Genomic DNA, 21,223 nt, shown 5'->3' with positions numbered 1-21,223 from the left:
ACATGGCACACAAATCCTGCCTGAAAAAGGAGTGCAGCATATGACAAAGGTAAATCAGAACTTCCTGAAGCTCCCCGGCAGCTATCTGTTTTCCGAGGTGGCCCGGCGGATCTCCGTCTACTCCGCCGCCCATCCGGAGGCCAAGATCATCAAGCTGTCCATCGGCGACGTGACCCGCCCCCTGGCCCCCGCGGTCATCGAGGCCATGCACCAGGCCGTCACCGAGATGGGCACCTTTGAGGGCTTCCACGGCTACGGCCCCGAGCAGGGCTACGACTTCCTGCGGGAGGCCATCGCCCAGCACGACTACGCCGCCCGGGGCGTGGACATGAAGCCCGAGGAGATCTTCGTCTCCGACGGCGCCAAGAGCGACTGCGGCAACATCGGCGACATCTTCGGGGTGGACAACGTGGTGGCCGTGTGCGACCCGGTGTACCCCGTGTACGTGGACACCAACGCCATGGCCGGCCGGGCGGGCGAGTACCAGGCCGAGCTGGGCCGCTGGTCCAAGCTGGTCTACATGCCCTGTGTGGAGGAGAACGGCTTTACCCCCCAGCCTCCCAAGGAGAAGGTGGACATCATCTACCTGTGCTTCCCCAACAACCCCACCGGCGCGGTGGCCACCAAGGAGCAGCTGAAGGTCTGGGTGGACTACGCCAATGAGAACGGCGCGGTCATCCTGTACGACTCCGCCTACGAGGCCTTCATCACCGAGGACAACATCCCCCACACCATCTATGAGGTGGAGGGCGCCCGCACCTGCGCCATCGAGTTCCGGTCCTACTCCAAGACCGCCGGCTTCACCGGCAACCGCTGCGCCTACACCGTGGTACCCATGGAGCTGGAGCGGGACGGGGCCAAGCTCAACGCCCTGTGGAATCGCCGCCAGTGCACCAAGTTCAACGGTGTGCCCTATGTGGTCCAGCGGGGCGCGGCCGCCATCTACACCCCCGAGGGCAAGGAGCAGACCCGGGCGTCTATCGCCTACTACCAGAACAACGCCAAGGTCATCCGGGAGGGCCTCACCGCCGCCGGTCTCACCTGCTTCGGCGGTGTGAACGCCCCCTACATCTGGCTCAAGACCCCCAACGGCATGGGCTCCTGGGAGTTCTTCGACCTGCTGCTGGATCAGGCCAACGTGGCCACCACCCCCGGCGCGGGCTTCGGTCCCAGCGGCGAGGGGTACATCCGCCTCACCGCCTTCGGCGACGCGGAGGCCACCCGCCAGGCCGTGGAGCGCATCAAGACTTCCCTGTAACCGAACAGCATGCCTGTCCAGCCGCCGGCACAGCCGGCGGCTGGAATTTTTCTGTCTCCGTAAGAAATTCGCAATAATTTTTCGGGAAAATCACAAGCTCCCCATGGGAAAACCTTCAAACAAAAAACGACTTGCTCTGGTACGATTGGATCATCCAAGCAAGGCGTTTTGCCGTTTTAGGAGGTCTTTTCTATGAAACCCATGGATATTTTGGTCCTGTTCGGCGGGTGCTCCACCGAATATGGCGTGTCTCTGGAGTCCGCCCACGCCGTCCTCTCCCACATGGACCCGGAAAAATACCGCCCCATCCCGGTGGGCATCACCCGAGACGGGGCCTGGTACTGGTACCCCGGCCCCCTGGAGGCCATCCCCCAGGACCGATGGCAACAGAACTCGGCCTGCGTCCCCTGCACCTTGCGGCTGGACCGGGGAAACTGCGCTCTGCTGCTGTTAGACGGAACCGAACAGGAGATTTCCTTTACAGCTGTTTTCCCGGTGCTCCACGGGAAGAACGGGGAGGACGGCACCGTCCAGGGACTCTTTGAGCTGGCTGGGGTGCCGGTCATCGGCTGCGGTGCCCTGTCCAGCGCCCTATGCATGGACAAGGTCCGCTCCCACCAGCTGGCCGCCTTGGCTGGCGCAGCCGTCCCAAAGGGGTCGGTGGTCACCCACCCCTATGCCCCGGAAGCCCTGGCCGAGGCCGCCCGATCCATCGGCTACCCCCTGTTCGTCAAGCCGGTGCGGGCGGGTTCCTCCTTCGGAGTGACCCGGCTGGAGGGGCCGGAGGGCCTCATCCCCGCCGTGGAGGAGGCCTTCCGCCACGACCGGGAGGTTTTATTGGAGGAGGCCGTCCCTGGCTTTGAGGTGGGCTGCGCCGTGCTGGGCAATGAGGAGCTCACTGTGGGGCTGGTAGACGAGATCGAGCTGTCCGGCGGCTTCTTCAATTTTGAGGAGAAGTACACCCTGAAAACCTCCGCCATCCACTGCCCCGCCCGGATTTCCCAGGAAAAGGCGGCGGAGGTTCAGGCGGCGGCCAAGGTCATCTACCGGGCCCTGGACTGCCGGGTGTTCGCCCGGGTGGACCTGTTCCTCACCCCGGAGGGGAAGATCGTCTTTAACGAGGTGAACACCATCCCCGGCTTCACCTCCCACAGCCGCTACCCCACCATGATGAAGGGGATCGGCCTGGACTTCTCCGCCCTGGTGGACCGGATCATCACCCTGGGGGTGACAGGATGAAACGCCTTACCCTCTATCGGTCCCAGAGCTTTCGCGGGCCCCTGATCCTGGTAAACCGGGACCACCCCCTCCAGGAGGCCAAAATGCCCGAGCTCATCCCCCTGGACACCGCCTATCCGGATATCCGCATGGAGCGCCGGGCGGGAAAACTGCTGTCCGCCTGCATCCAGGCCGCCGGTGGCCGGGGGACCATCGTCCCCGTGTCCGGCTGGCGCAGCTTTGGGGAACAGCAGGCCATCTGGGACGACACCTGGGCAAAAGAGGGGGAGGCCTTCACCCGGCAGTACGTGGCCTTCCCCGGGTGCAGTGAGCACCAGACCGGCCTGGCCATGGACCTGGCCAAGGCCGCCCCCAGCATCGACTTCATCCGCCCCGACTTTCCCGACGAAGGGCCCTGCGGGACCTTCCGCCGTCTGGCCGCCCAATACGGCTTTATTCAACGCTACCGCCGTGAGAAGGAGGCGGTCACCCACATCGCCGAGGAGCCCTGGCACTTCCGGTATGTGGGGGTGCCCCACGCCCTGCTCATGGAGGAGAACCGCCTGTGCCTGGAGGAGTACGTCCCCTTCCTGCAAAGCGGTGTAAAGGTATGCCGCCTGTCCAATGGGCGCACCGCCCGGGTGTCCTGGCTCCCCTGTCCCGGGGAGGAGATTCAGACGGAGGTCCCCGAGGGCTGCTGGCAGGTCTCCGGGGATAACCAGGGCGGGTTTATCCTCACCCTGTAGGAGGGCGGGCTATGAGCGGAAAACGGCTCTCCCCCGCCCTGGATTGGTTCCGCCTGCTGGCCGCTTTTTTGGTGGTGTGCAACCACACCTCCCCCCTGGACTCCTTCGCGCCGGGGGCGGACTTCTGGCTCACCCGGGTGCTGGCCCGGGTGGCCGTCCCCTTCTTCTTCATGGTCAGCGGGTATTTTCTCTCCCAAAAAAATTGGGCGAACATGGGGAAATTTCTGAAAAAGACCGCCCTGGTGTACGCCCTGGCGGTGGTCCTCTACCTGCCCCTGAACTGGTACAACGGGGGCTTTGCCTCCCCCCTCCAGTGGCTCCAGAAGCTGCTGCTGGACGGCACGCTGTACCACCTGTGGTATTTCCCGGCGGTCCTCCTGGGGGTGGTGATCGCACGGAATCTGGCCCGGCTCCCAGCCCCCGCAGCCCTGGCCCTGGCCGGCCTCCTCTATCTAGTGGGCGTGGGTGGTGACAGCTATTATGGCTTTACAGCCGTTGTCCCGGCGCTGAAAACCCTGTACGACGGTGTTTTTTTGGTGTTCTCCTATACCCGGAACGGCCTGTTCTTCGCCCCCCTCTTTCTCCTGTTGGGGGCGGCGGGGCCTCGGTGGAGCCGCCGGACCTCCGCTGTGGGCTTTGCCCTGTCCCTCCTGGGCATGAGCCTGGAGGCACTCTGGCTCCGGGGCCTCGACTGTCCCCGCCACGACAGCATGTACCTGCTCCTCCCCCTGTGCATGGTCTTTTTGTTCTCCCTGCTTTTGGGAGAGAACCGGGGCGAGGACAAGCGGGCCCGGCGGGTGTCCCTGCTGGTCTACCTCCTCCACCCCTGGTCCATTGTGCTGGTGCGGGGAGGCGCCGAGGCAGCGGGCCTGGAGGGCATTTTCGTGCAAAACAGCCTGGGTCACTTCTGCGCCGTGCTGGCCCTCACCGCCGGAATGGCGCTGATGCTGGACGGACTGCGGCCCATTCGGCCCGATCCCAGAAGCCGGGCCTGGGCGGAGGTGGACCTGGAGGCCATGGCCCGCAACGCCCGTACCCTAAAGAGTACCCTCGCCCCGGAGTGCCGCCTCATGGCGGTGGTAAAGGCGGATGGCTACGGCCACGGGGCGGTTCCAACGGCCCGGCGGCTTTGGAGGGAGGGGGTGCGGGCCTTCGCCGTGGCCTCCCTATCCGAGGGCATTTTCCTGCGGAAGCACGGGGTCCGGGGGACCATCCTTATCCTGGGCTACACCCCGCCCCGGGAGGTGCCCCTGCTCCGGCGGTGGCGGCTCACTCAGACGGTGGCCGACGAAACCCACGGTCGGGCCCTGACCGCCCAGGGGAAGCCGGTCCAGGTCCACCTGGCCCTGGACACGGGGATGCACCGGCTGGGGGTTCCGGCGGAGGACTGGGCGGCCATCCAGCGGCTATACCGGCTGAAACATCTGCGCATCACCGGCACCTTCTCCCACCTGTGCGTGTCCGACTCCCTGAAGCCGGACCAGGTGGATTTCACCCAAAAACAGCTCGCCCGCTTTTACGGCACACTGGACTGGATGCAGGAGCAGGGCCTGAACCCGGGGGCGGTCCATATCCAGGCCAGCTACGGGATGCTCAACCTGCCGCCCCAGCCCTGCGGCTATGCCCGGGCGGGGATCGCCCTGTACGGGGTGTACAGCGACCTCTCCCCCACCCAGCGCCGCCTGCCCCTGAAGCCGGTCCTGTCCCTCCGGGCCCGGGTGGCCTCGGTGCGCACCATTCAGCCCGGACAGGGGGCGGGCTACGGCCTGGCCTTTCAGGCCCGGCGAGAGACCCGGCTGGCCGCGATCACCATCGGCTACGCCGACGGCCTGCCCCGGAACTTGTCCCAGAAGGGCGGCCGGGTGCTCATCCGGGGGACCTTCTGCCCCATGGTGGGGCGGATGTGCATGGACCAGCTGCTGGTGGATGTGACCGACCTGCCCGAGGCCGCGCCGGGGGACGTGGTCACCCTCATCGGCCGGGACGGCTCCAACGAGCTGCGGGCGGAGGAGCTGGCCGTCCGGTGCGGCACCATCACCAACGAGCTGCTCTCCCGCCTGGGAGCGCGGCTGGAACGGGTGTATCGATGAACGAAAGAGGCGGAAAACACCCCCACGGTGCACTCAAAAACGATCCCATCTCCCCGGTAGCACACCCAGCGACGGGCCGATGGGGACATCGGCCCCTACGCGCAATTGGTCTAATTTCATATCGAAATTGGGCGGCCCTCGGTGTGCCGCCCCTACGCCCAGCGACAGCAAACACCTGCTTGGCAAAGCCAGGCGCAGCAATGAAATCGCACCGGCTTTAATTTTCCTCTTAGCCAGCCCCCAGTGGGGCGGCAGGAATTTAGATGGCCACTCAGATTTTGCGCGCCGGAAATTTTTTGCCTAGCCAAAGGGATAACCCCTGTCAACGGGGACCGGGGCCGACTTCCCCTGTCAGGGGGAGATGTCGCGAAGCGGCAGAGGGGGTAGGGTAGGCGACTATGAGCACAAAGTGCTCATCTGGAGCCGTCCCCGGCGGCGTTTTGGTTACTTTGCCGCCGCGGGCAAAGTAACTCGCCGCCCGCAGGCGGCGAAATTCCCTCTGCATATAACGAACCCAATCCAAAATCTGCCCCCTCATCCGCCCCAGTGTGCGCACTGGGGCACCTTCCCCCCAGGGGGAAGGCTTATTGAGATACCCATTTGAGAATAAAAATGCCCCCGGTTCCGCAAAAACTGCCGGAACCGGGGGCACTTTCATAGATTGAAAGCCAAAAACAAAATTACATCTGCACCCGATGGAAGACCTTCTTGCCCTTTTTGAGCATCAGGCCGTCGCCCTGGAAGTCAGCGGGGGTGTAGCTCTGGGCCACATCGGTGACCTTCTCGCCGTTGGCCTCCACACCGCCCTGCTCCACCAGGCGGCGGGCCTCCTTCTTGGAGGGGGCCAGCTTGCACTTGAGCATCAGATCCAGGATGCCGATGGAGCCGTCGGTGAGGTCGGCCTCGGTGAGGGTGGTGGCGGGCACGTTGCTCATGTCGCCGCCGCCCACAAACAGCGCCTTGGCGGCGTCCTGGGCCTTCTGGGCCTCCTCCTCGCCGTGGACCAACTTGGTGAGCTCAAAGGCCAGGATCTCCTTGGCGGTGTTCAACTGGCTGCCCTCCCACTTGTCCATCTCATCGATCTGCTCCAGGGGCAGGAAGGTGAGCATGCGCAGGCACTTGAGCACGTCGTCGTCGCCCACGTTGCGCCAGTACTGATAGAACTCGTAGGGGGAGGTTTTCTCCGGGTCCAGCCACACGGCGCCCTTGGCGGTCTTGCCCATCTTCTTGCCCTCGGAGTTGAGGAGCAGGGTGATGGTCATGGCGTGGGCGTCCTTGCCCAGCTTTTTGCGGATGAGCTCGGTGCCGCCCAGCATGTTGGACCACTGGTCGTCGCCGCCGAACTGCATGTTGCAGCCGTAGTGCTGGAACAGGTAGTAGAAGTCGTAGGACTGCATGATCATATAGTTGAACTCCAGGAAGCTGAGACCCTTCTCCATGCGCTGCTCATAGCACTTGGCCCGGAGCATGTTGTTCACCGAGAAGCAGGCGCCCACGTCCCGCAGCAGGTCGATATAGTTGAGCTTCAGCAGCCAGTCGGCGTTGTTCACCATCTGGGCCTTGCCCTCGCCGAACTCGATGAAGCGCTCCATCTGCTTCTTGAAGCAGTCGCAGTTGTGCTGGATGGTCTCGGGGGTCATCATGCTGCGCATATCGGTGCGGCCGGAGGGGTCGCCGATATAGCCGGTGCCGCCGCCGATGAGGGCGATGGGCCGGTTGCCCGCCATCTGCAGCCGCTTCATCAGGCACAGGGCCATGAAGTGGCCCACGTGGAGGGAGTCGGCGGTGGGGTCAAAGCCGATATAGAAAACGGCCTTCCCCTCGTTGACCATCTTGGAGATCTCCTCCTCGTTGGTCACCTGGGCAATCAGTCCGCGGGCTTTCAGTTCTTCGTAACAGGTCATCGATCTTACTCCTTCATGTTGATTTTTGCTCCGGTCCAAATTTCCCGCCCCACCTGCGGGCGGCCCAGGTGTGCCGCCCCTACGAAAAAATTTCTTCACAGAGATTTTTCACCAGGGGCCGGACAACGGCCGTTCCGTTGGGGTCGATCCTTGGAATCCGAAAAAAGTTTTAGTATCGCCAGAGCCCTCCGGCTCAAAGGACTATGAATGGGATTTGGCTGTCTGCCGGGCCTGGATCACATTGTACCCCACCACGCCCACGATGACCACTGCCGCGCCCACGAGGGCGAAGGGGCCCATATACTCCTGATAGAATACCGCCACCAGAATGGGGTTGAGCACCGGCTCGATGCCGGAGACCAGGCTTGCCATCACCGGGGGCGTGGTTTTTAGGCCGATGGCCAGCAGAATGTAGGCCAGAGCCACCTGGAATACCCCCAGGACCACCAGGCTGAGGATGGCGGTGGGCGGGAACTCCGTCTCCTGGAGCAGGAAGGGCAGGCCGGTCACCGAGGAGAGGACCTCCCCCCAGAACACCGAGGAGAGAGCGTCGCTGTCGGGCATGTCGTTCATCAGAAAGACCCCGGCGTAGGACACCCCGGACAGGAGGGCCAGGAAGTTGCCCAGGCCGCCCCCCATCTCCAGGCTGTCCACGAAGAAGAACAGCACCCCGCCGAACACCACCGCGCAGGCGATCAGGTCCAGCCTCCTGGGCCGCTTGTGCCAGAACAGCAGGGAGAACACAATGACGAAAATAGGGGCGGTGAACTGAAGCACGATGGTGTTGGCCGCCGTGGTGAGCTTATTGGCCACCGCATACAGCAGGTTGGTGCCGAACACGCACACGGCCCCCAGGAAAATCCAGCGGTTCAGACGGGGCGGGTGCTTGGTGGCCGCCAGAAATGCCCCGATGACCACCAGGGCGATGGCGGTGCGCCCGCCGTTGATGGCGATTCCGCTCCAGGGAATCACCTTGATGCACAGTCCCCCGATGCTGTACAGCACCGCCGCGATGAAAACGAACAGTACCCCGGTCCGCCGACTCACTTCCATAGTTTCTTCCAATCCTCCAAACACAAGCTGGGACAAACAGAAAACCCTCCGCCCGGGTTTTCCGGACAGAGGGCATTTGACGTAAACGCGGTACCACCTCTGGTTCGCCCACCCCTCGCGGCGGCGGGCCTCACGGAGTTCTCCAAAACTCCCACGCGGTAACGGGCGAACCCGGCCTGTCCCCTACTGGGCCTCTTTCCCGGCTGTTCAGGCGGCTGCTCCAAGGGGTAACTTCACAGAACTCCCTCTCCCCCTTCCACCAAACCGGGGGCTCTCTGGGCAGGGACGCGCTCTGCTAACATCCTTTTCCTCGCAGTAAGGGAACTGTAACACAGTTTTGAGGGATTGTCAAGGGGCGGTTTCCTTTTTCGGCTGCTGTTTTTAGGTGCGGGGCAGGGCTTTCCGTGTGTGCTGTGATTCCGCCGCCAGGGAAAGGTTTGCTATTTTTCTGGACCTTAGTCCCGGGCGGCGGGTCACTTTGCCCATGGCGGCAAAGTGACCAAAACGCCCCCGGGGGACGCGGCCGACGGGCACTTCGTGCCCATAGGACCGCTTACCCCCGGACCCCCATTACGGGGAACGCATTACTGAATCATTCAGCAAAATTTCCGGCGCGCAAAATCTGAGTGACGATCTAAATTCCCGCCGGGCCACTGGGCCCTGGGTTTGCAAAAATCGCGGCTGGTGCGGTTCCGTGCCTGCGCCTGGGGTTCCGAGCCAACGCTTCCGGGGTGTTTGCCCCTGGGCATATCACAAGTCCGATTGTCGGGGAGCTATGGTGCAGCACTTTGGGAAGCGTCAAGTCAAATGTTTCTTTTTTGACGCCGCGCCGATCAGAAGCCCGACGGCAGAAAGGAACAGAATCGCAAGAACATCGTACAGGCCCGGCAGCGCGGCGGCGCCTGAGAGGAGATATTCCAGCAGGGACAGGGTGAGCAGACGGCACAGCAGATATGCGGCGGAGAAGCCCAGCAGCACATATCCGGCCTGTGGGATGGACAGTCCCTCTCTGCCCAGGAAAAACGACAGGAGGAGGGTGAGCACCGGCAGAAACAGGTACTGCACCATTATGACATGGAGCATCGCCATCTGCGGGTCTCTGCAAAAGAGCCAAAACACCGCCACAGACAGCGCCCATGCCGCAGCAAAAATTCGGATCAATCGATAAAAACGGCGATTTGCGTCCATATCTCTTTTCACTCTCCTTTTTGCGGTGGGATACTCCGGCTAAAATTTTGCCAGTTCCTCCTCCACATCGGCAAAGAAGCGGCACAGGTGGAAGGCGTCCGCCGCCGCGTGGTGGATGTTCAGAGACAGCGGCAGGGTAATTCTTCCCCGTCCGTCGTCCTCATACCTGCCCCAGGTGATCACCGGAGCCAGATACGTCCCCTCATCAAAGATGTGCATGTCAAAGGATTTGTAGTGGACCCAGGGCAGGCAGGACAGGTCAAAGGTGTTGGGTGGAAGCTCCCGCTGGTCAAAGCCGCGGCAGCTTGCAAAACGGACCTGATCCTCCTGAAAGCGTTCGTAAAAGACAGAGAAGTCCGGGTCGTACTCGGTGACCAGCTTCGCAAACCGGCTGTCCTCCCGGTGAAATTGGGCGTAGTACTGGGAGACCACATCCCAAATGCCGGGATTTCCCGCTGAATCCCAGCCCATGCGCAGCTCCGCCCGGCGGTTGACCGCCGTGCTGGTCACCCAGATCATGGCCGGGTAGAAGGCCAGCCCTCTCCCCTTGACGACCCGCAGAAAATCAGTTATGTCTACCTCCACCGTCAGGCTCATGACACAGCGCAGATCCCGGATAAAGTGGCGGAATACCTCCGCCCGCTCCCAGGTATTCCAGTCCACTGGTGTAAAGTTCATCTCGTTTACCTCCTAAAATTGATTGGATTTTAGGAGGCCTCCTCAAGTCCACGCTTCACCGCGCTTCCCGCCTTTCTTCGTGATATGCCAACAGGCGGAGGAGGGATGCACTCCTCCCCCGCCCGGTTGGCTCCAAGGATTAAAATTTCGCGGCCAGAGGCAGTTCTCTGATCATAAGATAGCTGGCTAAAACAAGCCGGACTATTCCAACTAAAACGAAAGAAATCACACAAAGCTCAATCAAGCGAATTTTATCCCGCAGCAGATTTCGAAACGCTTCATGTCCGAAAAGCAAATCGTAAATTAACGACGGAAGAAACAGCACACCCAGCAAAAACAGATAATCGAATGCCCTCATAAAATACCTCCTGGGAAAGTCTCGCAAAGTTTTTTGCTTCTTTTCTTTCAGGAAACCAGGGACATAACGTTCTTTTGCACCGCATTCTCCGCTTCGCTGAGAAACGCGGATTGACTGCACGTGAACGGCCCAGGCCGGCTTCTCTTGGTCTTCGGCCAATTCACCTCCAGGAAACTCTGACAGTTCCCTTTCACACTATCTTTCCCTCCGAAACCTGACAGTTCTCACAGAGGCAAAACGAAGTTTTGCACAAAGTTCTTTGCCAAGCTTTCTTTCAAGAAAGCTTGCGGGCGACGCCGGTCTTTCGGGCAGCCTCGGCCACGGCCTGGGCCACGGCGGGGACCACGCGGGGATCGAAGGGCTTGGGGATGATGTTGTCCTCGGAGAGCTCCTCGTCTGGGATGACGGCGGCCAGAGCCTGGGCGGCGGCCATCTTCATCTCCTCGTTGATGTCGCTGGCCCGCACGTCCAGGGCGCCCCGGAAGATGCCCGGGAAGGCCAGCACGTTGTTGATCTGGTTGGGGTAGTCGCTGCGGCCGGTGGCCACTACCCGGGCTCCCCCCGCCTTGGCGTCGTCGGGGAAGATCTCCGGGGTGGGGTTGGCGCAGGCGAAGACGATGGCGTCCTTGTTCATGGTCCGCACCATGTCGGGGGTGACCAGATTGGGGGCGGACACGCCGATGAACACGTCGGCCCCCACCATCATGTCGGCCAGCTTGCCCTGCTTCTTCTCCAGGTTGGTGACCTTGGCGATCTCCTGCTGGGCCCAGTTCATCTCGGGGTTGCCCTCGTACAGAGCGCCGAACTTGTCACACAGGGTGATGTCCTGGAAACCGGCCTGGAGCAGCAGCTTGGTGATGGAGATGGCGGCGGAACCGGCCCCGGAGAACACCACCTTCACGTCCTTCTTCTTCTTGCCCACCACCTTCAGGGCGTTGGTGAGGCCGGCCAGGGCGATGATGGCGGTGCCGTGCTGGTCGTCGTGGAAGACGGGGATGTCGCACTTCTCCTTCAGCTTGCGCTCGATCTCAAAGCACCGGGGGGCGGCGATGTCCTCCAGGTTGATGCCGCCAAAAGAGCCGGAGATGTTGTAGACGGTCTGGACAAACTCGTCCACATCCTTGGTCTTGACGCACAGGGGGAAGGCGTCCACGTCGGCAAAGCGCTTGAAGAGGACGCACTTGCCCTCCATCACGGGCATGCCGGCCTCGGGGCCGATGTCGCCCAGGCCCAGCACCGCGGTGCCGTCGGTGATGACGGCCACCAGGTTGTGGCGGCGGGTGAGCTCATAGCTCTTCTCCGGGTGCTTCTGAATCTCCAGGCAGGGCTGGGCCACGCCGGGGGTGTAGGCCAGGGACAGGGAATCCTTGTCGTTGGCGGGCACGGTGGCGATCACTTCGATTTTTCCCTTCCACTCCCCGTGGAGGCGGAGGGATTCCTTGGCATAATCCATAGTTTTGTCCTCACTTTTCTCTGTTCTGCGCCCAGACCTGAGCGTCGTTTCGGTTTTATTATACCGGCTTTTCCAAAAAACGCAACCGGACCGGGAAAATTTTCCGGGGCGGCCTCCCTCACAGCTCCAGCTCGTCGGGATAGGCCCGGTCGATGAGCTGGTACCGCTCCCCATGTCGCCGGCACTGCTCCAGATTGGCCCGGTTCTCCTCCAGCAGGCGCTCCATGGTGCAGTCGGAGTCGTCCTTTCTCGTCTCAATCACATTGGCATAGCCCAGAATCTGGTCCATGTGGGTGCGGATGTACCCCTCGCTCATCGCCAGGCAGAGGTACCGGATCTCCCGCTGTTCCTCCGGACTGAAACTGTTCCGCCAGTCAAAGGGAATATACCCCCCCTCCACCACCAGGTTCTGCCGGTTCTCCAGCACGGTTTTCACCATCTCCCGCACCACCGGCCACAGGTAGTCCGTCAGCTCCCGGTCGTCCTTCGGGGTCAGACGGGTGTACCCGCTGCGGATCAGCCCCATCTTCAGGTGGTCCAGGGACAGATAGGGATAGCCGTACCGCTCCAGCAGCTTCTGGGCCATCCGGGTCTTTCCGGTGTGGGTGGCCCCGGCCAGCAGAATCACCATGCTCCTCCCCTCCTCTCTATAAAAATGCCCCGGTACCGCACAGGGATTTCTGGACGGCCTCTTTTCCAGCAGCCACTGCGGCACGGAGGTCTATGTCAAACAATAGGAGGGATGTTCCCCATATTGTAACCGTTTTCCCCTTGAATGGGGAAATTTTTCACGGTAAAATTATTTTAGATGTAAACAATGTTTCATGGTAGAGACCGCTCAGTGAAGGAGGAGCCTTTTATGAAGCCCATAGGAATTCTGTCCGCCCTGGCGCTGACCGCCGCTCTCCTTTCCGGCTGTACCCAGCAGGCGTCTGACCCCCAGTCCCAGCCGTCCGGCAGCACACCGGCCGCCTCCGGCAGCTCCGCCGGCGCCTCCTCCCAGGAGACGGGGGTCCCCGTGGACATGGACCTTCTCGCCCAGCGCTATGTGGACGTGTCCGCCCTGCCCGTGCTGGACCTGGATGTAGAGGAGCGCGTCCAGTTTGACGACCGGACCCTCATCCTGGAGGACGGTATCGACAACGAGCTGGAGCATCTGGTCTACCAGCTCTATTACGACGAGACCGCCGCCGATTTTGACTCGTACGCAAACTTAGTGGGAGAAAATGAGTCCCTTCAAATTGCGGCGCAGAATGAGGCGGAAAATTTCCAGGATGGACTATATATGACGGAGTATACCCTCCACGCCCTGAACACCCTGACCCGGGACGATCTGGCCCAGGTCAGCCAGTACGGCAGGGAAGATCTGCAAAATAGGCTGAATACCTATGACTTTACGGAGTACGCCGTGGTGGAGGCTGACGTCAGCTGGAAGTACAGCGAGGCCTATTTTCAGCTGGGTCCCCAGCTGGAGGAGGGCCGGTATCTCCGGTACTACCTCCTGGCGAAAACCCAGGACGTCCCGGAGTACAAATGGTATGAGCTCTACTGGGACGACTTTCTGGAGAACGCGTAGATTTCCCCATTCGAGCAGAAATATCTTTTGTATGGCAACCTCCGTAAGGCAATGTTGCTTGTCGCTTAAACGGCAGAAAATCCCGGCTTTGTTTGGAACAAAGCCGGGATTTATTATTTCTCCACACTGGACAAAATCACGCGGAGCAGCTCCTCCTTGCCCGTCCCCTTCTCGGCCGAGAAGGGGATCAAGGGGGTGTCCTCCCCCAGCTCCAGGGTCTCCCGGATGCGCTGGAGGTTTCCTTCCACCTCGCTCTTTTTCAGCTTGTCCAGCTTGTTGGCCACCACTACCACGGGGCAGCCCGCGTCCCGGTACCACTTTGCCATGGTGCAGTCGTCCGCCGTGGGCTTGTGGCGGGAGTCCACGATCATGACCCCCAGGGTCATCTGGGACCGGTCGGCGAAGTAGCTCTCCATGAGCTTGCCCCACCGGTCCCGCTCGCCCTTGGACACCTTGGCATAGCCGTAGCCGGGCAGGTCCACCAGATAGAAGGCCCTGTCGATGTTGAAGTAGTTGATGTGGGTGGTCTTACCGGGGGCGGCCCCCACCCGGGCCAGATTCTTCCGGTTCAGCAGCCGGTTGATGACGGAGGACTTGCCCACGTTGGAGCGGCCGGCAAAGGCCACCTGGGGCAGCTCGTCCCGGATAAAGTCCTTGGGGGATGCGGCGGAGAGGATGAACTCCGCCTTCTGTAAATTGATGGGCATGGCTCCCTCCTCACTGGCGCAGGCGGGCAGCCCCCCGGCTCTTGCCGCCGGGCAGGTTGTCCTCCAGGGCGCGGCTCACCTCCACCTCCCCACCGGGGGTGCGGATGGCCTCGGAGAGCACCTGGTCCGCCTGGTCCACCAGCACGAAGTGGAGGGCATTGCGCACTGTCTGGTCGATCTCATCCAGGTCCTTGGCGTTGTCCGCCGGGATAATGACCGTCTGGATGCCGTTGCGCAGGGCGGCCATGGTCTTCTCCCGCAGGCCGCCGATGGGCAGCACCCGACCCCGCAGGGTCACCTCGCCGGTCATGGCAATGCCCCGCTTCACGGGAGCCCCGGTGAGTGCGGACACCATGGCGGTGGTGATGGCGATACCGGCGGAGGGCCCGTCCTTGGGCACGGCCCCCTCGGGGAAGTGGACGTGGATGTCCTTCTCTTTATAGAAGTCGGCGGGGATACCCAGCCGGTCCGCCTGGCTGCGGATGAAGCTGAGGGCCGCATGGGCGGACTCCTTCATCACATCCCCCAGGTTGCCGGTGAGCTCCACCTTGCCGGAGCCGGGGACCACGTTGACCTCCACCTCCAGCAGCTCGCCGCCCACCGAGGTCCAGGCCAGGCCGTTGACCACGCCCACGCGCTCCTCCAGCACCTGGCGCTCCGGGTAGTACCGGGGGGCCCCCAGGAAGTCCTTCAGATCCTTGTCGGTGACCTTCACCTGCTTCACGTCCTCGCTGGACACCAGGCGCATGGCCGCCTTCCGGCAGATGCCGGCGATCCGGCGCTCCAGCACGCGGACGCCCGACTCCCGGGTGTAAGAGACGATCATGGCCCGGATGGCCCCATCGGACACCTTCAGCTGGTTTTTCTCCAGCCCGTGGCGCTTCATCTCCTTGGGCAGCAGGTAGCGCTTTGCAATTTGAAGCTTCTCCTCGTCGGTGTAGCTGGGCAGCTCGATGACCTCCATCCGGTCCAGCAGGGGCCGGGGGATGGTGTCGGTGGTGTTGGCGGTGGTAATGAACAGCACGTCGGACAGGTCGAAGGGCACCTCCAGGAAGTTGTCCCGGAAGGTGCTGTTCTGCTCCACGTCCAGCACCTCCAGCAGGGCGGACGCCGGGTCGCCCCGGTGGTCCCGCCCCAGTTTGTCGATCTCGTCCAGCAGGATCAGGGGGTTGCAGCTCCCCGCCTGGTTGATGGCGGCGATGATCCGGCCGGGCATGGAGCCCACATAGGTCTTCCGGTGGCCCCGGATCTCCGCCTCGTCACTGACGCCGCCCAGGGAAATGCGGGCGAGCTTCCGGTTCATGGCCCGGGCCACTGACATGGCCACCGAGGTCTTGCCCACGCCGGGAGGACCCACAAGGCAGATTACCTGCCCCTTCAGATCAGGGGCCAGCTGCTTCACAGCCAGGAACTCCAGAATGCGCTCCTTCACCTTGTCCAGGCCGAAGTGGTCGTGGTCCAAAGCCTTCCGGGCCCCCTCCACGCTCACCCGCTCGCGGGTCTTCTTGCCCCAGGGGAGCTCCAGGCACACGTCCAGATAGCTGCGCAGGACCGTGGCCTCGGAGGAGCCGAAGGGCTGCTTGGCCAGCCGGCCCAGCTCCTTCTCCAGCTTCTCCCGCACCTCGTCGGGGAGCTTGGCCTCGGCGATCTTCTTGCGGTAGTCCCCGATCTCCGAGTCGCCGCCGCCCTCGCCCTCGCCCAGCTCGGCCTGGATGGCCTTCATCTGTTCCCGCAGGTAGTAGTCCCGCTGATTGTCCGCCATCTGCTCCCGGGCCCGGTTCTGGATCTCCATATCCAGCCCCAAGATCTCCACCTCCCGGGTGAGCAGGCGGTAGAGCCGCTCCAGGCGGCGCACCGGACGCAGCTCCTCCAGGATGGCCTGCTTGTCGCTGTTGCGCATGGCGATGTTCTGGGCGATAAAGTCGGCGATATACCCCGGGTCCTCGCTGGCCAGCACGTTGATGAGCAGGTCGGGGGCCGTCTTGGGGGCCAGCTCGGTGTACTGGCGGAACATCTCATAGGTGGAGCGGATCAGGGCCTCGGTCTTGGCGGAGTTCTGCCCCGCCTTCTCCTCCTGGATGGGCTGCACCTCCGCCTCCAGGAAGGGGGCGGAGCGCAGCAGCCGCTTCAGGCTGCCCCGGGCGCCCCCCTCCACCATCACCCGCACGTTGTCGCCGGGGGTGCGGAGGATCTGGCGCACGTTGGAGACGGTGCCGACGGTGTAAAGGTCTTTTGCCTCCGGGTAATCCACCCCGATGTCCTTCTGCCCCACCAGGAACACCGGATCGCCGGAGGCCATGGCCTCCTCCAGCGCCTTGATGGAGATCTCCCGGGACACGTCGAAGTGGATGAGCACATTGGGAAACACGGTCAGCCCCCGCAGGGCGATGACCGGCATCTTGACGGTCTCTTCCATCGTCCATTCTTTCTTCATGGTTCTCACTTCCTCTCTGGGATCTGAACACAGACGGCCGGGTGAGTCCCCCTCCCCCGCCGCTCAGGTTTGAAAAAACAGCCCCGGCCCGCCGTTTGGAGGGACCGCGGGGCTGTTCAGTTTCAAATTGATTTGCGGGCCCTCAGCCCACGTTGGTGCCGGGCATTCCGCCCCGCTCCGGCCGCAGGGCGGCCTTGCCCAGGGGCAGGCGGGCCTGCCGCTCCGGGTCCCGGATGATCTCCGGCTGGGCCCCCTCGGTCACACAGGGGGCGGTGATGGTCACCTTGGCGATGGTGGGATCGGAGGGGACGTCGTACATGATCTTGTTCATGACCTCCTCCAGAATGGCCCGCAGGCCCCGGGCGCCGATGCCCCGGTCCACCGCCCGGCCGGCCACCGCCTCCAGGGCGTCCTGGGTAAACTCCAGGTCCACGTCGTCATACTCCAGCAGCTTCTGGTACTGCTTCACCAGGGCGTTCTTGGGCTCGGTGAGGATCTGCACCATCTGCTTCCGGTCCAGGGACTGGAGGGTGGTGATGACGGGCAGGCGGCCCACCAGCTCGGGGATGATGCCGAACTTCAGCAGGTCCTGGGGCTGGATCTCCTTCAAAAGCTCGCCCACATTGCGCTCCTTCTTGCTCTGGATCTCCGCGCCGAAGCCCATAGAGCGCTTGTCCAGGCGGCCCTCGATGATCTTGTCGATGCCCTCGAAGGCGCCGCCGCAGATGAACAGGATGTTCTTGGTGTCGATCTGAATGAACTCCTGGTGGGGGTGCTTCCGGCCGCCCTGGGGCGGCACGTTGGCCACGGTGCCCTCCAGGATCTTCAGCAGGGCCTGCTGCACGCCCTCGCCGGACACGTCCCGGGTGATGGAGGTGTTCTCGCTCTTCCGGGCGATCTTATCCATCTCGTCGATATAGATGATGCCCCGCTCGGCCAGCTCGATGTCGTAATCGGCGGCCTGGACCAGACGCAGGAGGATGTTCTCCACGTCGTCGCCCACGTAGCCCGCCTCGGTGAGGGTGGTGGCGTCGGCGATGGCGAAGGGCACCTTCAGCACCCGGGCCAGAGTCTGGGCAAACAGGGTCTTGCCGCAGCCGGTGGGGCCCATGAGCAGGATGTTGCTCTTCTGGAGCTCCACGTCGTCCCCGCCTCCGAAGTAGATGCGCTTGTAGTGGTTATATACCGCCACAGATAGGGCCACCTTGGCGGCCTCCTGGCCGATGATATACTGGTCCAGCACCTGGTGGATCTCCCGGGGGGTGGGGATGGCATCAGGGATCTCCCCGGCGGCGGAGTCCTGGATCAGGTCGCTCTCGTCCTCCAGGATGCTCATGCACAGCTGGACGCACTCGTTGCAGATATAGGCGCCGGGGCCGGCGATGAGCCGGCGGACCTGATCCTGGTGCTTGCCGCAGAAGGAACAGCGGATGGCGCGCTTTTCGTCGTTTTTTGCCATGAATTCTTTACCTCATAGTTTTGCGGTACGGGAGGAACGTTCTCATTCCGCCGCAGTCCAAGGCTGCGGCCTCTCCCCCGCTGGGATTCACCGTTTCTCGATAACCTTGTCGATCAGGCCGTACTCCAGGGCCTCCTGGGCGGTCATGAAGTTGTCCCGCTCGCAGTCGGCGGTGACCTGCTCCACGCTCTTGCCGGTGTTCTCGGCCAGGATGCGGTTCATCCGGCTCTTGACCACCTCCAGGCGCTTCAGGTGGAGGGCCATGTCGGTGATCTGTCCCTGGGTGCCGGCGGAGGGCTGGTGGATCATGATTTCCGCGTTGGGCAGGGCCAGACGCTTGCCCTTGGTGCCGGCGGCCAGGAGGAAGGCCCCCATGCTGGCGGCCAGGCCGATGCAGATGGTGGACACGTCGCACTTCACATACTGCATGGTGTCGTAGATGGCCATGCCGGCGGTGACAGAGCCGCCGGGGCTGTTGATGTAAAACTGGATCTCCTTGTCCGGGTCCTGGCTCTCCAGGTACAGCAGCTGGGCCACCACCAGGGAGGCGGTGGTGTCGTTGACCTCCTCAGACAGGAAGATGATACGGTCGTTGAGCAGGCGGGAGAAGATGTCGTAGGAACGCTCTCCCCGGTTTGTCTGCTCTACTACATAGGGAACTAAGCTCATAGATAATACTCCTTTTTAGACGGTGATACCAAAGTATGCCCGCCGGACCGGAACATGATTCCATGTTTCAGGGAAATGGGAGCTTTTTTCTCCGCTCCCTGGATGTGAATCCACCCGGGGCGGCCTGAGCCGCCCCGGGTCGACTGTCTCTCTCTTACTCCGCCTTGGGCTCCTCAGCGCTCTCCTCGGTCTTCTTCTTCCGGGTGCGCTTGGGCTTCTCCTCGGCGGGCTGCTCCTCGCCGGCGGCCTCCTCGGTCTTCTTCTTGCGAGTGGCCTTCTTGGGCTTCTCCTCGGCGGCGGCCTCCTCCTTCTTGGGGGCCTCGCCCACCTTGGCCTCGTCCACCACCAGCTTGGAGGCCTTCTGGAGCAGCAGGTCCTGCTTCAGGGCGTCCACGGAGACGGCGGCCTTCACCTGCTCGGGGGTGAGCTTGTACTGCTCGGCCAGCTTGCTGACCTCGGCCTCGCACTCCTCCTCGGTGACCTCCATGTTCTCGGCGGCGGCCACGGCCTCCAGAGCCAGCTGGGTCTTCACCTGGCGCAGGGCGGAGGGCTTGGCGGAGGTGCGCAGCATCTCGGGGGTCATGCCCATCATCTTCAGGTAGTCGTCCATGGACATGCCCTGGCCGGACATGCGCATGGCGTACTCGTCCATGATCTTGTCCAGCTGGGTCTCCACCATGCCGTCGGGGATGTCGGCCTCCAGGTTGTCGATGAGCTGATCCAGCACGGCGCTCTCGAAGTCGTTCTGGGCCTCGGCGGTGCGGCGCTGCTGCAGCTTCTCGCCCAGGTCCTTCTTGAAGTCGGCCAGAGTCTCGAACTCGGACACGTCCTTGGCAAACTCGTCGTCCACCTCGGGGGCCTGGGGCTCCTTGACTTCCTTCACCTTCACCTTGAAGACCACGCTCTTGCCGGCCAGATCGGGCACATAGTCCTCGGGGAAGGTGATGTCCAGGTCCTTCTCGTCGCCGGCCTTCAGGCCGATGAGCTGATCCTCGAAGCCGGGGACGAAGGAGCCGGAGCCGATCTCCAGGCTGTAGTCCTCACCCTTGCCGCCCTCGAAGGGCTTGCCGTCGTCAAAGCCCTCGAAGTCGATGACGGCGGTGTCGCCCATGTGGGCCTCCCGGTCCACGGACACCAGGCGGGTGGCCCGGCGGATATAGGGCTGGAGCTCATTCTCGATGTCCTCGTCGGTGACGTTCACCTCGGCCTTGGGGGCGGTGAGGCCCTTGTAGGCCTTCAGGGTGACCTCGGGGCGGACGGAGACCAGAGCGGTGAAGATGAGGCCCTTCTCCTTGTTGACCTCCACGATGTCCATGACGGGGTGGCCCATGTCCTCCAGGTTCTGCTCCTTCACGGCGGCCTCATAGGCGGCGGGATAGACGTCGTTGATGGTCTCCTCATAGAACACGGCGGTGCCGTACATGCCCTCGATGATCTTGCGGGGGGCCTTACCCTTCCGGAAGCCGGGGACGGCGATGTTCTTGCGGGCCTTCAGATATGCCTTTTGAACCGCGGCCTCAAACGCATCCGGCTCTACCTGGATGGTCAGCTCCACGGTGCTGTTTTCTTTTTTCTCTACGTTGGTGACCTTCATGAATTCTTCCTCCTGTGGGCGCGAAGCGGCGTTCCTCAAGCGCTCAGCCGCCGCGCCGTATACTTTCGAGACGATATTTTACCAGATACAGGCCGGTTTGACCAGCCCAAATTTCGTTTTTTCCCAGGAATTTTTCGCTAATCTAAGATTTTTTTCGGCTGGAAGCCGATATAGTCGGCCGCCACCAGGTGGTACTCCACCGTCCCCAGCCTCCCGGAGAAGGCCAGGCGGTGGCTTCCCCCGTGGAGATGGCCGTAGTAGCACCGGCTCACCTGGTACCGCTCCAGCAGGTCCAGGATCTCCTGGCAGCGGTACCCCTGGTACAGGGGCGGGTAGTGGAGAAAGCAGAACTTCTCCCGCTCCCCCGCCGCCTTCAGGGAAGCCTCCAGGCGTAAAAGCTCCCGGTTGAAAATTTTCGCGCTGTGTTCGCCCCGCTCCTCCTCATAGAACCAGCCCCGGGTCCCGCACAAAGCCACTTCGCCGTACAGCCGGCAGTTGTTGTGCAGGATCTCCAGGGTGGAAAACCCGTTTTCGGCAAAGAATTTTTCCATCTTGGCCGCGGTGGTCCACCAGTAGTCGTGGTTTCCCTTCAGCAGGATCTTCCGCCCGCCGGGCAGGGAGTCCAGAAAGGCGAAGTCCTCCCTCGCCTGTTCCAGGCTCATGCCCCAGGACAGGTCCCCGCACAGGACCACCGTGTCCTCCGGGCCGATCTGAGAGAAACCCTCCCTGAGCTTCTCCACATAGCCGGCCCACCCCCCGCCGAAAATGTCCATGGGCTTGTCCACGCCCAGGGACAGATGGGTATCTCCGATGGCGTATAGGGACATAGACGCAGCTC

General features: G+C 62.6%; 18 protein-coding genes. 5 read left to right on the top strand and 13 right to left on the bottom strand.

The genetic code is table 11. From position 1 onward, the window contains the following. Nucleotides 1–40: 40 nt before the first annotated feature. From H6B31_RS05240 to vanT, 4 genes are all read left to right on the top strand, one after another. Nucleotides 41–1,258, top strand: a complete 1,218-nt coding sequence (locus tag H6B31_RS05240; RefSeq protein WP_204897542.1) for an LL-diaminopimelate aminotransferase — start codon at nucleotides 41–43, stop codon at nucleotides 1,256–1,258. 192 nt (nucleotides 1,259–1,450) lie between these two features. Beyond that, nucleotides 1,451–2,497: a D-alanine--D-serine ligase VanG gene (gene vanG, locus H6B31_RS05235; protein WP_204897541.1), complete on the top strand. Its 1,047-nt coding sequence runs from the start codon at nucleotides 1,451–1,453 to the stop codon at nucleotides 2,495–2,497. Continuing rightward, a complete protein-coding gene (locus tag H6B31_RS05230; RefSeq protein ID WP_204897540.1) occupies nucleotides 2,494–3,222 on the top strand; it encodes a D-alanyl-D-alanine carboxypeptidase family protein in 729 nt (242 codons plus the stop codon). The genes vanG and H6B31_RS05230 overlap by 4 nt, the downstream gene beginning before the upstream one ends. Nucleotides 3,223–3,233: 11 nt before the next feature. Then, nucleotides 3,234–5,312 carry a serine racemase VanT catalytic subunit gene (gene vanT / locus H6B31_RS05225; RefSeq protein ID WP_204897539.1) on the top strand — a complete coding sequence of 693 codons (2,079 nt, stop codon included), beginning with the start codon at nucleotides 3,234–3,236 and terminating at the stop codon, nucleotides 5,310–5,312. Between the two features lie 680 nt (nucleotides 5,313–5,992). On the opposite strand, the gene tyrS is transcribed toward vanT, so the two are convergent. The 7 genes from tyrS to H6B31_RS05190 all read right to left on the bottom strand — a co-directional run bounded on the left by tyrS (nucleotide 5,993) and on the right by H6B31_RS05190 (nucleotide 12,577). Further along, on the bottom strand, nucleotides 5,993–7,216 hold the full coding sequence (gene tyrS, locus H6B31_RS05220; protein WP_204897538.1) for a tyrosine--tRNA ligase: 1,224 nt from the start codon (nucleotides 7,214–7,216) through the stop codon (nucleotides 5,993–5,995). A gap of 201 nt (nucleotides 7,217–7,417) precedes the next feature. Next, nucleotides 7,418–8,269, bottom strand: coding sequence for a DMT family transporter (locus H6B31_RS05215; protein ID WP_204897537.1), 852 nt, complete (start codon nucleotides 8,267–8,269; stop codon nucleotides 7,418–7,420). 798 nt (nucleotides 8,270–9,067) lie between these two features. Then, nucleotides 9,068–9,430 (bottom strand): hypothetical protein, encoded by a 363-nt coding sequence (locus H6B31_RS05210; protein WP_204897536.1) that lies wholly within the window; start codon nucleotides 9,428–9,430, stop codon nucleotides 9,068–9,070. 66 nt (nucleotides 9,431–9,496) lie between these two features. Beyond that, nucleotides 9,497–10,135, bottom strand: a complete 639-nt coding sequence (locus H6B31_RS05205) for a CatA-like O-acetyltransferase (protein ID WP_204897535.1) — start codon at nucleotides 10,133–10,135, stop codon at nucleotides 9,497–9,499. 139 nt (nucleotides 10,136–10,274) lie between these two features. Beyond that, complete coding sequence (locus H6B31_RS05200) at nucleotides 10,275–10,652, bottom strand: hypothetical protein (RefSeq protein WP_204897534.1); 378 nt, start codon at nucleotides 10,650–10,652, stop codon at nucleotides 10,275–10,277. Between the two features lie 115 nt (nucleotides 10,653–10,767). Continuing rightward, nucleotides 10,768–11,946: an NAD(P)-dependent malic enzyme gene (locus tag H6B31_RS05195; protein WP_204897533.1), complete on the bottom strand. Its 1,179-nt coding sequence runs from the start codon at nucleotides 11,944–11,946 to the stop codon at nucleotides 10,768–10,770. A gap of 118 nt (nucleotides 11,947–12,064) precedes the next feature. Next, on the bottom strand, nucleotides 12,065–12,577 hold the full coding sequence (locus H6B31_RS05190) for an ATP-binding protein (RefSeq protein ID WP_204897532.1): 513 nt from the start codon (nucleotides 12,575–12,577) through the stop codon (nucleotides 12,065–12,067). A 228-nt stretch (nucleotides 12,578–12,805) separates the two neighbouring features. Between H6B31_RS05190 and H6B31_RS05185 the strand changes: the two genes are divergently transcribed. Beyond that, nucleotides 12,806–13,522, top strand: a complete 717-nt coding sequence (locus H6B31_RS05185; RefSeq protein WP_204897531.1) for a hypothetical protein — start codon at nucleotides 12,806–12,808, stop codon at nucleotides 13,520–13,522. A 113-nt stretch (nucleotides 13,523–13,635) separates the two neighbouring features. Here H6B31_RS05185 and yihA read toward each other — a convergent pair whose 3' ends face one another. The 6 genes from yihA to H6B31_RS05155 all read right to left on the bottom strand — a co-directional run bounded on the left by yihA (nucleotide 13,636) and on the right by H6B31_RS05155 (nucleotide 21,212). Further along, on the bottom strand, nucleotides 13,636–14,229 hold the full coding sequence (yihA, locus tag H6B31_RS05180) for a ribosome biogenesis GTP-binding protein YihA/YsxC (RefSeq protein WP_204897530.1): 594 nt from the start codon (nucleotides 14,227–14,229) through the stop codon (nucleotides 13,636–13,638). A 10-nt stretch (nucleotides 14,230–14,239) separates the two neighbouring features. Next, entirely contained in the window at nucleotides 14,240–16,663 is a 2,424-nt protein-coding gene (lon, locus tag H6B31_RS05175; RefSeq protein ID WP_243418858.1) for an endopeptidase La, read from the bottom strand. A gap of 142 nt (nucleotides 16,664–16,805) precedes the next feature. Beyond that, a complete protein-coding gene (gene clpX / locus H6B31_RS05170; protein ID WP_087288853.1) occupies nucleotides 16,806–18,122 on the bottom strand; it encodes an ATP-dependent Clp protease ATP-binding subunit ClpX in 1,317 nt (438 codons plus the stop codon). A gap of 87 nt (nucleotides 18,123–18,209) precedes the next feature. Then, nucleotides 18,210–18,791, bottom strand: a complete 582-nt coding sequence (gene clpP, locus H6B31_RS05165; RefSeq protein ID WP_087288855.1) for an ATP-dependent Clp endopeptidase proteolytic subunit ClpP — start codon at nucleotides 18,789–18,791, stop codon at nucleotides 18,210–18,212. Nucleotides 18,792–18,945: 154 nt separating this feature from the next. Further along, nucleotides 18,946–20,385, bottom strand: coding sequence for a trigger factor (tig, locus tag H6B31_RS05160; RefSeq protein WP_204897529.1), 1,440 nt, complete (start codon nucleotides 20,383–20,385; stop codon nucleotides 18,946–18,948). 137 nt (nucleotides 20,386–20,522) lie between these two features. Continuing rightward, complete coding sequence (locus H6B31_RS05155) at nucleotides 20,523–21,212, bottom strand: metallophosphoesterase (RefSeq protein WP_204897528.1); 690 nt, start codon at nucleotides 21,210–21,212, stop codon at nucleotides 20,523–20,525. Nucleotides 21,213–21,223 lie beyond the last annotated feature (11 nt).

The organism is Pseudoflavonifractor capillosus (assembly GCF_016899775.1).
GTDB lineage: Bacteria > Bacillota > Clostridia > Oscillospirales > Oscillospiraceae > Lawsonibacter.
This window is presented reverse-complemented; position numbering and strand designations above follow the sequence as displayed.

What these genes read in the sequence shown, in the direction of transcription:
- H6B31_RS05240 (WP_204897542.1), top strand. Translation starts at nt 41, where the DNA reads ATGACAAAGGTAAATCAGAACTTCCTGAAGCTCCCCGGCAGCTATCTG.
- vanG (WP_204897541.1), top strand. Translation starts at nt 1,451, where the DNA reads ATGAAACCCATGGATATTTTGGTCCTGTTCGGCGGGTGCTCCACCGAA.
- H6B31_RS05230 (WP_204897540.1), top strand. Translation starts at nt 2,494, where the DNA reads ATGAAACGCCTTACCCTCTATCGGTCCCAGAGCTTTCGCGGGCCCCTG.
- vanT (WP_204897539.1), top strand. Translation starts at nt 3,234, where the DNA reads ATGAGCGGAAAACGGCTCTCCCCCGCCCTGGATTGGTTCCGCCTGCTG.
- tyrS (WP_204897538.1), bottom strand. Translation starts at nt 7,216, where the DNA reads ATGACCTGTTACGAAGAACTGAAAGCCCGCGGACTGATTGCCCAGGTG.
- H6B31_RS05215 (WP_204897537.1), bottom strand. Translation starts at nt 8,269, where the DNA reads ATGGAAGTGAGTCGGCGGACCGGGGTACTGTTCGTTTTCATCGCGGCG.
- H6B31_RS05205 (WP_204897535.1), bottom strand. Translation starts at nt 10,135, where the DNA reads ATGAACTTTACACCAGTGGACTGGAATACCTGGGAGCGGGCGGAGGTA.
- H6B31_RS05195 (WP_204897533.1), bottom strand. Translation starts at nt 11,946, where the DNA reads ATGGATTATGCCAAGGAATCCCTCCGCCTCCACGGGGAGTGGAAGGGA.
- H6B31_RS05190 (WP_204897532.1), bottom strand. Translation starts at nt 12,577, where the DNA reads ATGGTGATTCTGCTGGCCGGGGCCACCCACACCGGAAAGACCCGGATG.
- H6B31_RS05185 (WP_204897531.1), top strand. Translation starts at nt 12,806, where the DNA reads ATGAAGCCCATAGGAATTCTGTCCGCCCTGGCGCTGACCGCCGCTCTC.
- yihA (WP_204897530.1), bottom strand. Translation starts at nt 14,229, where the DNA reads ATGCCCATCAATTTACAGAAGGCGGAGTTCATCCTCTCCGCCGCATCC.
- lon (WP_243418858.1), bottom strand. Translation starts at nt 16,663, where the DNA reads ATGAAGAAAGAATGGACGATGGAAGAGACCGTCAAGATGCCGGTCATC.
- clpX (WP_087288853.1), bottom strand. Translation starts at nt 18,122, where the DNA reads ATGGCAAAAAACGACGAAAAGCGCGCCATCCGCTGTTCCTTCTGCGGC.
- clpP (WP_087288855.1), bottom strand. Translation starts at nt 18,791, where the DNA reads ATGAGCTTAGTTCCCTATGTAGTAGAGCAGACAAACCGGGGAGAGCGT.
- tig (WP_204897529.1), bottom strand. Translation starts at nt 20,385, where the DNA reads ATGAAGGTCACCAACGTAGAGAAAAAAGAAAACAGCACCGTGGAGCTG.
- H6B31_RS05155 (WP_204897528.1), bottom strand. Translation starts at nt 21,212, where the DNA reads ATGTCCCTATACGCCATCGGAGATACCCATCTGTCCCTGGGCGTGGAC.